Here is a 12,026-nt window from a genome sequence, read left to right as displayed (position 1 = left end):
TCGCGAGGGCTTCGCGTTTATGGGTAAATAATTTGTAGTGTTGCTGTTGCATTAGCCTTGCCAGCACGAATATGAGGTTGAGTTTGGGTATATTGCGCGGAGAAATAGACGGCATAGGGGCTTTTATCAAAACTATGACCGGTCCTAAATAAAGTTGACACTTTTCCAATCTAAAATTGGAGAGTGTAATGAAACCAATAGGTAAACGAACTCAACGTGATTATTCTCTTGCCTTTAAACTGGCGGTTGTTGACCAAGTAGAAAAAGGCGAGCTCACCTATAAACAAGCTCAATATCGATATGGCATACAGGGGCGTTCAACTGTTTTGGTTTGGTTACGTAAGCATGGTAGATTAGATTGGTCGGAAGGTACGCCCAATACTCTTTATAAAGGTGCTGCTATGAACCAAACCTCGGAGCAACAAACACCTGAACAACGCATTAAAGCCCTTGAAAAAGAGCTTGAGGAGATGCAGCTCAAAGCTGATTTTTTTGAGGCGGTTGTCAAAGTGATGGATAGGGATTTTGGAGTTCGCCTCTCAAAAAAGCGCAAAGCCGAGTTATTAAGGAAAAAACGGTTGAAAAACTCACCGTAACCAAAGCTTGTCGTTTTATGAAAATCACTCGGCAAGCCTATTACAAACGTCAAGATACGTCTGATAAGCGGAAAAAATTAGATGCAATTATTGTTTGTGCTGTGAAATCTGAGCGAACAGTTCACCCTAGGCTTGGGGTGAGAAAATTACACTTTCTTTTGAAACAAAAACAATTAATTATTGGTCGTGACCGATTATTTTCTTTGTTGAGAGAACATCGCTTATTAGTGCCTAATAAGCGGTCATATCATCGAACAACATTGAGTCATCATCGATTTCATCGACATCCAAATTTAATTAAATCAGGGTTTATCCCTTCACAACCGGAGCAACTGTGGGTTGCTGATATTACGTATTTATCCACACACGAAGGAGATACTTATTTAAGTCTGATCACCGATGCTTATTCGCGAAAAATAGTGGGTTATCATCTTGATGACAATATGAAAACAAAAGCCGTCAAGAAATCATTTGTACAAGCATTAAAAAAACGAAGTTCAACCACGACCTTGATCCATCATTCAGATCGAGGCTTACAATACTGTTCGTCGGAATATCAGGAAATCCATAAAAAACATAATATTCAATGTTCTATGACGGATGGCTATGACTGTTATCAAAATGCATTAGCAGAGCGAGTCAATGGGATATTAAAAATGGAATATTTGTTAATAAAGCCGAGAAATTTAGAACAGGCTAGGAGGTTGGTTGAAGAATCAATACAGATTTATAATGAAAGGCGACCTCATTTATCATTAAACTATAAAACGCCCGATGAGGTTCATCGAGCATTTTATACCTGAAAAGTTGTCAACCTATATCAGGACTAGTCACTAGTTCCTAAATGGAATGGCTTATTTAGGGGAATTGCTTGACCTTCAAAAAGGATTTGTAGGCCAATACCTTCAGCACTGTCCGAACGGTTGTCTAGTGCTATCACTGAATCATCAAAGTAACCCGCAGATCGTCCACTAAAAATAGCACCAACAGCTGTTGCGCCATTACAGTTTAAAGTTAAGTAAAAGGGGATCGGTGATGAGTGGCTACCGACGCCTCGAAATTGGCTTTGCTTAACTTTATTCATTTTGACGCGCTTATGTTTTTCTTGTAATTCACAGCTTGGGGTAATAATTCGAGTGTTGAGAAAACGATAACTTTGCACGATCAAATTACCTATTGAAGCAGCAATTAATTGATGTGAATCGAGTTCACCAGAGCCTGTAGATGACTTGGTTTTAATTAATTGAACTCGGATCCCTCTAAATGCATTCCCACAATAGCGATAACGATATGAAGTGTTGTCGCAAAAGTAGGGTGAATGATTGATAAAAGGGAGCTTAGCATGACTAAACGTGTGTTCTTGGGGAATAAAACGAATACCAATACCATCAATATTAGTTTGATGTGTTGCGTGGTGTTGCTCTGATAATAAAGGAAACAGACTATTATCCCATTGAGCGCTAGTTGGTGTCGGGCAACTTACCATCGGTGGGTATTGATCAATCTCATTAAGTGTAATTTCTTTGATCACCGATCCTGCTGGGAGTCGGTGAGGTATGATGACATCACCGAGGGAGAGAGAATTATGATGTGGAGTAAAGTTGGGCTCATACTGGCATTGTGATGCATAAACGCTTTTTGAGACTAAAATACAACCAATCCATAAACGAGAATTTAATATTGTCATAAAGCTTCCTTACGTTGACATATGGCGGGTAGGTGGTAAAACCCTTGATCAAAGTGCGACGCTAATAATTGATATTCAAACTCACATTGTTGAGATTGTTGTTCTCCCCATTTCAATTTAATAGTACCTGAGGATTCAAGCCCACTTAAGTAAACTTGCCCCATGTCACTAATAATCCCAACATTGATATCTGTTTTTGTATCAATAACGTCTTTAGTACTTAAGCTGGCGATGGCACCAAATGGTGCAAGTGAACCATCAGTAAGTTGGATGGTAAAAAATACACGTTTACCAAGTTTCACGGGGAAATGAACAGCAACTAGGGCGCCTTTCGTCGGCAGAATAGATTGATTACTATCATCAATTTCAGCTTCTAAAGGTAAAGTCTGCGTATCAATAGCAAAACTATTTCTCCGATATGGTTGAAGGTAATTAACGATAGTATGCCCCGCACTGTCAGTAATATTGTTTGTATGATGATCTAAATGAACATTTTTAGTTTCAGGTACAATGATCAGAGCGGCCGTATCGCCTCGACTAGGAGTGAATGTCACCCCATAAGGGTGAGCCACAATGGCGCTGTGTAAGCCATAGTTAATTTGATGGTGTTGGTTATAACCATAACCTGCGTTCAACGAAAATTGATGATGTTGGTATTGGGTATAAACGCGTGTTTCTGAATTGGGAGCTGATGTTGAGCAACAAAGAGGGTTACGGTAGTTATGTTGTAAGGTATAGGCCATGAAATGATCACCCTCAGTTGTTCCTGTTAGAGTCACTTGATGATTATGATAACTATTTTGAATGAACTGAGTTTGATAGCTAAAATGTGTATTGGGTAACCAAGCACTAATTGGAATAATCAGAGCAGCGGAGATGGCATGTTCACTCTTTTTATCAATAAAAGAGTAATTCGATTGGTAATTGAGACTAAAATTATATTCGTGAATATTTCCAGAATAGCCAATATTGTATAACCAATGATAATTATCGGTATTAGCAAATTTCTGTTGGGAAGCTGATAATGATAAATTACCATAATGGCTAATAGGCTGTGATATATGTAGCTTAAATGTTTGTTGGGGGTAATGGGGATAATAAGGTGGCATTCTTTTGATCACATCAGATATTTGGCGAATTTTCGGGTTATCTATCCATTGTGTACTGAACGAAATATCGCTACCTGTTGAAACAAATGTTCGCGAATATTCTATCTGATAGGTATTTGAACGCTCCTTATGACTATATGCATGGCTCCAATCAAGAGTAAAATCGCCTAAATAGTTAGTAAATGAACCTCCTACGGTTAAAGATTTAAAAGGCGATGACAGAATTGCGCCTGTATAGGTTGTTAAGTGATTATTAATTCCATATTTTATTTCACCATGAATAAAATAGGGTGTTAATGTTCCTTGTTTTTCTGTGGTTTTTCCACTATTTAAAGCATAACGAAATTGGCCTGACTTTATCATTAATGGAGTAGATGAGTATGGGTAAAGATATTTACGTACTTTACCATTGGTTTCAGTGATCGTCATTTCAAAAAAACCTTTATGGCTAAGAGGTTTTAATCTATTTAATGTAAAAGGACCAGCAGGTAAGTGCTCATTATAAATAACAATATTATTTTGTGTCACGGTTACTTGGGATGGACTATAATTAATGCCTTGTAAAATAGGAGAAAAATAAGAATCATAATCAGGATACATTAACTCATCATTTGATAGTGATATCCCTTTAAATGTGAAGGGCATAAAAAATGATGAAGCTAGATAATACTCACCTATAATTAATTGACTTTTTAATAAAGCAAGTGGATAAGACAAGGTGGTGTTATAAAATTGCCATTTATTTTCTTGTGAATAGGTAAAGTTGTTACGTAATCGCCAACCAAGATAATTAAAGCCATTTTGTAGTGAGAGATTAATATGGTTGTTTTTTTTTAGTTTATTATTTGTATTGTGACTACCAGAAATATCATATTCAATGAAGGCGGATGTTATTCCATGATCCCAATGTTCTTGCCCCTCATTTCCATAAGGCAACTGATTGAGGTATATTTGTGGTATATTGATATTCAATACTAAATGATTAAAATCAAAATAATCAGAATAACCATCAATAACTGTTTCTAGATTATTACTCGTGATATCATTATTAATAGAAAACAGAGTATTAATAATATGGTTAGTTAAGCCCATACGTATAAGATGTTTTTTAGTAAACGTTGGGGATAATCGATTTTTCATACGTTTAAACTGAATGTTTTCTGTGAATGATTTTTGGTTGTTAATAACAATATCAACAGAATAAAACCCTTCGGGTTGATTATCTAAATGGAATAATATATTTTCTACTTCATTTGTATTTTCAATGTGATCTAGAGCTTCTAAGTTAAAATGTTCTGCTTGAGTAGAAAAGGAAATTATTATTGCTAGTAATAGAGATATTTTATTTTTATTCATTGTTTAATAATAGTTTTTGTGATGTTAATTGTGTTTTCCCACCATAGTCATTTAATGCATTCCAATATACAGTGTTAGGCTTGGAAATGGGAATTTCCCATGATAATTCACTAAAAGGAGCAATCATTCCTGGGTCAGTGATATCAATACCATCAATCCTCAACTCCCTAAGTGTAATGTAATGACCTGTTGGGTTCTTCGCAGTTAGAGAGTGGTTTCGGTAATTGAATAATAATTTTTTAAAGGCAGAGTCGGCAGTTTTACTTAATGATTCAGGACGATAAAAAAGTTTAAAACTTGATTTCACAACAATATGAAGACTGTTTTCAATATTTTCACTAAGAGAGGGTAATGATTTAATATGTAGCCAATATAGTGTTTCTTTATTATCTTGAAGTGATGGTTTAGTTTTTATTATTCTTAACTTATTTATTGCTTGGGGATTTAGTTTAAATAATGGGGGAGTGAGTATAAAATCATTAGTTTTATAGTTTTCTTTTTCAATCCATGATTGGATAAGATAGGTTGTATTTTCCTCTGGATTCTCTATAGATAAGGCAATTTCACGTTCATTTTGTGAATAAATAAAACGCGTGCCATTAATTACGATACCACTATAACAATTAAAAGTTATAAAAAATAAAATCAATAATATATTTTTCATAATAAATAAGGAGAGAATATATTCTCTCCTTCCTCTCTCCACTTTATTGATAAATAATACTAAAATGTGCTAATGCATCTGCGGAACCTGGCGTTACTTGATCGCTAGTCGCGATGTATTTAGCGACAAAATTCATTTCAACTGTTTTACTCGGTGATATTTCCTTAAATTGGGTGCTACCATTTAAAGGAATACGGCGAATACTATTTTCTTCATAAAGGGCAACTGCTACACCAGTTGCTGGCGTAGAGGTTGGATTATTTGAAAGGCTTAATAAGCTTGGGTTAGATTGATCGGTTTTTCCATCAAATTTAAACTGAATTTTTTTATAGTCAGTAGGGCAATTGGATAGCGTGATCCTAAAAGGTGTTGCTGCTGCAACACTATTTTTATTATTGAAAGAGGAGGCTGAAACTTTGCCCATATTAACAACTTTATGAACTGAATCAGTATCAATGGAGCAAGCTGTGGGTATTATACTACCTACAAACTTTATTTCACCATCAACAGCGAAAGACAAAGAAGAACTAAAAGATAGAATAATTAGTACGTATTTTAATATATTTTTCATTATATAACCTTGTAAATGATGTATTGCTATGTTTATTTAAAATAACCAACGAATTGTGCGCAATATAATAAGGCCATTTAGAGAACGAAAAAGAGGTATTTTTAGATAAACTAAATCAAGAAATTTACGCATATTTTTTTATCAGTAGTAACTACTTTCTATTATTTGAATTAGTAACTAGATATTTTTTTAGGTTAATATGCTGATAATTTTCTTGTGAAAAACAAGAAAAGGGTACTAATACTAAATTAGTTAACCATTACCACTTCATTTAAATAAGGTGGTTTAGTTACAACATGCTAGTGGGTTGCGTTAACCTAATGCAGCAAAAGCGCGGAATGTAAGTATATAAAAAGGCTATCAAGGGAAAAATGTGAGGAGTGGGAGTAAATAGTAAACAAAGGTGAGTAGAAGAGGTCACTACATGGAATAACCCATGTAGTGACCTAGTGAAGCACTATACAAAAAGATAGTACGTAGCAGGAATGGCTCCAGCTATGATGGCAAGCGCGGTTATTTTTTCAATGCTGCTTAAAGCGACTTGATTTGATTGTTGTGAACGTGCATACCAAAAAACAAGTATTCCTGGAGCATAGAGTACAACGGATAACATCAAATTAATAAGTCCAGAAGCATACAATAGCCAAAGGCCATAAGAGCTTGCGACAATGCCGACCATTAATAGTGGCTTATTGTGACGTTCAAAAGCCACTTTAATCAAAAAGGCCCCAACCAAAAAGTAGGGTACCAAAATCATTTCTGAGGCAATAGTCAACAATGTATTATAGTTACTACCGCTTAGCCATATCAGAACTAAAGAGAGCTGTACTGCACCATTTGTTAGCCACAAAGAGGATGAAGGGGCATCGTTATTATTTAATTTGTTAAAGATCTTTGGGAACGATTGATGTTGTGCTGCGATATAAGGCACCTCTGCTGCCATAATGGTCCAACTAAGGTAGGCACCACACACAGAAATGATCAGCCCTGCGGCGATAATAATTTCACCGCTAGATCCAATCAGATTTACCATCAAACCTGCCATTGATGGATTTTTTATCTCGGCAAGTTCAGCTCTTGGCATAATGCCTAGTGAGAGCAGTGTGACTAAAATATAGATAATTAATGCAGAGCTGACGGCAAAAACAGTGGCTAAGCCGACATCGCGGCGATTTTTAGCACGCGCTGAAACGACAACAGCGCCTTCGATACCAATAAATACCCATAGGGTAATTAACATTGTGTCTTTGACTTGTTGCCATACAGGCACTTCAAGGCTAATCCCACTAAAATCTGCGTCGAAAATATCAAGTTTAAATGCAATGAATGCCAAAACAATAAACAAACCTAATGGGATCAGTTTTGCCATAGTCGCGAGTTTGTTGATACCCGCAGCGGTCTGTACACCACGTAACACAAGATAATGCACAAACCACAATAAAATCGATTCGCCAATCAATGCTTGCCAAGTATTACCATCACCAAAAATGACTCTTTCAGGGGTATCAGTAAAAAAGCTAATGGCAGCAAAGACAATGACTAAATAGGAAACATTGGCGACAACCGCACATAACCAATATCCCCAAGCCGAACAAAAGCCAACCAGCTCACCAAAGCCTTCTTTTGCATAGGTAAAAATTCCGCCATCAAGGTCTGGACGTATACGCGAAAGTAGTAGCAGTGAAAAAGCAAGAAATAGGATACCAATACCCGTGATCGACCATCCAATAATCAACGCTAGTGGACTAGCAACTTCAGCCATGTTTTGTGGCAGGCTAAATACACCGGCGCCTACCATGGAACTAAGAACGAGAGCGGTAAGGGCAGTGAGACTAAGTGTATGTTTCAATGTATTTCCTGGTTATTCTACAATCAGAAGTTAAAATAACGTTAAATCTATAATTTGTCTGCGCATTTAAACTAAAACGGTTTTAAATTATAGATAGTTCATCTATTAGTACGATAAAGTGCAGGGATTCTACAAGGAAATGGCAGTTATGCAATGGGAAAATATGCACTTCTAGAAGATTTTTATTCAGATAAGAGATTGTGAATGTGGGGTAATTAATCTAGAAAGTAAAAGAGCCAGTTCTTTCGAAGCTGGCTCTTTTTAAAGCGTGTGACCGGTCCTAAATAAAGTTGACACTTTTCCAATCTAAAATTGGAGAGTGTAATGAAACCAATAGGTAAACGAACTCAACGTGATTATTCTCTTGCCTTTAAACTGGCGGTTGTTGACCAAGTAGAAAAAGGCGAGCTCACCTATAAACAAGCTCAATATCGATATGGCATACAGGGGCGTTCAACTGTTTTGGTTTGGTTACGTAAGCATGGTAGATTAGATTGGTCGGAAGGTACGCCCAATACTCTTTATAAAGGTGCTGCTATGAACCAAACCTCGGAGCAACAAACACCTGAACAACGCATTAAAGCCCTTGAAAAAGAGCTTGAGGAGATGCAGCTCAAAGCTGATTTTTTTGAGGCGGTTGTCAAAGTGATGGATAGGGATTTTGGAGTTCGCCTCTCAAAAAAGCGCAAAGCCGAGTTATTAAGGAAAAAACGGTTGAAAAACTCACCGTAACCAAAGCTTGTCGTTTTATGAAAATCACTCGGCAAGCCTATTACAAACGTCAAGATACGTCTGATAAGCGGAAAAAATTAGATGCAATTATTGTTTGTGCTGTGAAATCTGAGCGAACAGTTCACCCTAGGCTTGGGGTGAGAAAATTACACTTTCTTTTGAAACAAAAACAATTAATTATTGGTCGTGACCGATTATTTTCTTTGTTGAGAGAACATCGCTTATTAGTGCCTAATAAGCGGTCATATCATCGAACAACATTGAGTCATCATCGATTTCATCGACATCCAAATTTAATTAAATCAGGGTTTATCCCTTCACAACCGGAGCAACTGTGGGTTGCTGATATTACGTATTTATCCACACACGAAGGAGATACTTATTTAAGTCTGATCACCGATGCTTATTCGCGAAAAATAGTGGGTTATCATCTTGATGACAATATGAAAACAAAAGCCGTCAAGAAATCATTTGTACAAGCATTAAAAAAACGAAGTTCAACCACGACCTTGATCCATCATTCAGATCGAGGCTTACAATACTGTTCGTCGGAATATCAGGAAATCCATAAAAAACATAATATTCAATGTTCTATGACGGATGGCTATGACTGTTATCAAAATGCATTAGCAGAGCGAGTCAATGGGATATTAAAAATGGAATATTTGTTAATAAAGCCGAGAAATTTAGAACAGGCTAGGAGGTTGGTTGAAGGTAACTCTTCACCCGCGATGCCTTGACAGCAAAGTTATGTGACGAGGTTAACTTGATCCCATATTCGACTTGAGTGATCTTTCTGAGCTGGCAATCTGAAGGTATGAATAAGAAAACACTACCTCCACCACCAGATTTCGATTCTCCTGAAGAGGCGAAAGATATCATCCATTTTCTATGGAATAAGCTGGCCGAACTTGAAGACCGACTAAACCAAAATAGCCGTAACTCTTCTGTGCCGTCATCCCAACAGTCTTTGCATAATAAAGCTAAGAATACTTCGCCGAATCGGAAAAAATCTGGAAAAAAGCCAGGAGCTCAGCCAGGTCATAAAGGCCACCGCCGACTGCTTCACCCTATTGAAGACAGTACCTCGGTTGAGCAATACTTACCAAAGAAAACATGCCATTGCGGTGGTTGTGTTATTCCAAATAGAAAACCTTATAAACGACACCAAATTTTTGATTTGCCAGATATCTCTTACACACTTGTTGAGCATCAGGTCTTCAAAGGTGAGTGCTCATGGTGTGGTGATAAGCATCAAGCAGAGCTTCCGGAGCATGTCTCTGATGTTCAGATGGGCCCAAATCTACATAGTTTTATCGCAATCCAAGCGACGCAGCACCATCAAAGCATCGGCAAAATACAATCTATGCTGAAAGATGTGTTTCAGCTTAACTTCTCTACAGGTGCGATATCAGCCGCACAAGGACGAGTAACGGAGTACTTAGCAGATACTCATACGCAAATCCATGAAACAGTCAAAGCCTCTCAACTGATTATGGCCGATGAAACCTCGCATCAACGTAATAATGAGAAACGCTGGATGTGGGCAGCCCTGAGTAATGACGTTGCCTTTTTCCAAATCAACAGCGGTCGAAACCAACATGCGGCTAAGCGATTGCTTGGAGAAGCTGTTTCACACCTTTTAGTGACCGACCAATACTCAGCCTACAAATACATTGATGAATCAAAACGGCAACTATGTTGGGCGCACATCTTACGAAACGTCATCGCTATCGAGGAGAGTGTTTGTCCTGAAAATCAAAAAATCGGGGAAAAACTCGCGTTGATCGCCCACAGTGTGTTCAGGTGCCATCACCGATATATCGAAGAGAAGCTCACCAAAACCCAATACTATCGCCGGCTCAGGCGGTTAAGAAAAAGCTGGCTTCATTGGCTCAAACTGGGCAGTTATCAATGTTCGAAACGTTATCGAGGTCGGTGCCGAAATCTCATGTCTGATGATGCAATGGTGTGGCGCTTTATGGATGATCCAGACTGCCCGTTAACGAACAATGCCGCAGAGCGTGTCCTGCGTAATTATATATTGATGAGAAAGTGCTGCTACGTGACTCGCTCATATAGAGGCGATCTGTTCCGTGAACGTATGTTCTCACTTATAGAGACTGCCAAGCTTCAGCAGATCTCAGCCTATAAATGGTTACGTGAAATCGTCGAACACCATATGCTCAAAGTGAATTATCAGGTGCCAGCATTCCTAGTGTAAACCACCGTCAATAGCTCGCGGGTGAATAGTTACGGTTGAAGAATCAATACAGATTTATAATGAAAGGCGACCTCATTTATCATTAAACTATAAAACGCCCGATGAGGTTCATCGAGCATTTTATACCTGAAAAGTTGTCAACCTATATCAGGACTAGTCAGTGATATGATTTATTTGAATAAATCAGCACTAATTGTCACACTACCACCGTTAGACTGCCACTCACGAGTGATATGGAAGTATTTAGCACCTTTCGCTTCAGCACGCTTGGCGATTTGGTAACGAACTTCAGGTGTATTGGTGTAATAGCCAGAGAAGGTAATCGAATCAAATGGTACCATTTGTGCAGCTGCCATTTTATTGACTTCTTCAATTACATAACCACTAGGTAACGTTACACTGGTTTTACCCGGAGCGCTGCTTGAAGTTTCAAAGAAACGACCAACAGCAACAGTAGGCTCCTCTGATGACGCTACACCTGGAATACGTACTTTCTTAGCGGCTTCGCCACCTTCAGCGAGTAATGCTCTACCTGCTTCTGAATCTGCGGGAACAACAGCGTCTTCAAGTTGAACTTGGCGTTTAGGAGCATCTTTTTTGTAAATATAAGCAGTTGCGAGGGTATTACCACCATCGTTTACTGCGACGTTACGCACCACATAGAATGAAGCTGCATCTTTTTCTTTGGCTTTTTTAGCAATGGCTTCGTATAGGTCAGGCTGAGAAGGGTAAAAACCATTTACAGTTACAGCATCAAACGGTTCATACTGTGCAGCATCTGCCTTTGACATTTCTTCAACACCGCCAAATACACGGCGCTTAGTTTCTTCTACTGATTTAGCATCTTTTTGGTAAAGATCTGCAACAACTCGCATATTACCGCTATCACCTACATCATCTAAGCTTTGGATATAAAAGGCATAAGCGCCCACTTTATCAGCTCGACGTGAAACGGCATCGGATGCTTCATAAATAGCATTAAAGCGCCCAGTCACAGTTATGCGCTCATAAGGTTTTAACTCTTCTGCCTGTTTGGGCGTCAGTTCAACAGCTGCCTGTGTAGCAGTAATACTGATTAATGATAACACCGCGGCTGCGATGGCCGTAGTTTTCAGCTTCATACAAAATCCTTCCGACTTGCGCAATTTATTTTAAAAGTGCTGGATCTTAGTTGTAACACATGCATGTGATTATTACACGTAACTTGCCAAGTTGTCTCATCATTTTCTTTTTATAAG

At 38.1% G+C, this 12,026-nt stretch carries 9 protein-coding genes and 1 pseudogene; 4 read left to right on the top strand and 6 right to left on the bottom strand.

The window, feature by feature from the left end; all coding sequences use genetic code 11:
• The first annotated feature begins 188 nt into the window (after nucleotides 1–188).
• Nucleotides 189–1,399 (top strand): IS3 family transposase gene (locus M1E96_RS10555; RefSeq protein WP_319069321.1). Its coding sequence is split into 2 segments (ribosomal slippage): nucleotides 189–537 and nucleotides 537–1,399, totalling 1,212 coding nucleotides; the frame shifts between segments, so codons are not numbered across the junction.
• A gap of 23 nt (nucleotides 1,400–1,422) precedes the next feature.
• On the opposite strand, the gene M1E96_RS10550 is transcribed toward M1E96_RS10555, so the two are convergent.
• From M1E96_RS10550 to M1E96_RS10530, 5 genes are all read right to left on the bottom strand, one after another.
• Nucleotides 1,423–2,283, bottom strand: coding sequence for a fimbrial protein (locus M1E96_RS10550; RefSeq protein WP_369426993.1), 861 nt, complete (start codon nucleotides 2,281–2,283; stop codon nucleotides 1,423–1,425).
• Entirely contained in the window at nucleotides 2,280–4,748 is a 2,469-nt protein-coding gene (locus tag M1E96_RS10545) for a fimbria/pilus outer membrane usher protein (RefSeq protein ID WP_369426992.1), read from the bottom strand. The genes M1E96_RS10550 and M1E96_RS10545 overlap by 4 nt, the downstream gene beginning before the upstream one ends.
• Nucleotides 4,741–5,412, bottom strand: a complete 672-nt coding sequence (locus tag M1E96_RS10540) for a molecular chaperone (protein WP_272579797.1) — start codon at nucleotides 5,410–5,412, stop codon at nucleotides 4,741–4,743. Before M1E96_RS10540 ends, M1E96_RS10545 begins: the two co-directional genes overlap by 8 nt.
• A 43-nt stretch (nucleotides 5,413–5,455) precedes the next feature.
• Nucleotides 5,456–5,983, bottom strand: coding sequence for a fimbrial protein (locus M1E96_RS10535; RefSeq protein WP_140180160.1), 528 nt, complete (start codon nucleotides 5,981–5,983; stop codon nucleotides 5,456–5,458).
• Between the two features lie 457 nt (nucleotides 5,984–6,440).
• On the bottom strand, nucleotides 6,441–7,832 hold the full coding sequence (locus M1E96_RS10530) for an amino acid permease (RefSeq protein WP_140180158.1): 1,392 nt from the start codon (nucleotides 7,830–7,832) through the stop codon (nucleotides 6,441–6,443).
• A gap of 324 nt (nucleotides 7,833–8,156) precedes the next feature.
• Here M1E96_RS10530 and M1E96_RS10525 point away from each other — a divergent pair.
• From M1E96_RS10525 to M1E96_RS10515, 3 genes and pseudogenes are all read left to right on the top strand, one after another.
• Nucleotides 8,157–9,274: pseudogene (locus tag M1E96_RS10525) on the top strand (IS3 family transposase); the annotation flags it as partial.
• A gap of 107 nt (nucleotides 9,275–9,381) precedes the next feature.
• Nucleotides 9,382–10,788, top strand: coding sequence for an IS66 family transposase (locus M1E96_RS10520; protein WP_369113421.1), 1,407 nt, complete (start codon nucleotides 9,382–9,384; stop codon nucleotides 10,786–10,788).
• 25 nt (nucleotides 10,789–10,813) lie between these two features.
• On the top strand, nucleotides 10,814–10,918 hold the full coding sequence (locus tag M1E96_RS10515) for an integrase core domain-containing protein (RefSeq protein ID WP_369427521.1): 105 nt from the start codon (nucleotides 10,814–10,816) through the stop codon (nucleotides 10,916–10,918).
• A 40-nt stretch (nucleotides 10,919–10,958) separates the two neighbouring features.
• Here M1E96_RS10515 and ydgH read toward each other — a convergent pair whose 3' ends face one another.
• Entirely contained in the window at nucleotides 10,959–11,909 is a 951-nt protein-coding gene (gene ydgH / locus M1E96_RS10510) for a DUF1471 family protein YdgH (RefSeq protein ID WP_070928610.1), read from the bottom strand.
• Nucleotides 11,910–12,026: the final 117 nt, after the last annotated feature.

Origin of the sequence: Providencia sp. PROV236 (genome assembly GCF_033676985.1) — a bacterium.
GTDB lineage: Bacteria > Pseudomonadota > Gammaproteobacteria > Enterobacterales > Enterobacteriaceae > Providencia > Providencia manganoxydans.
Note: the sequence above shows the minus strand (reverse complement) of the source record. Positions and strands in the feature narration are given on the sequence as shown.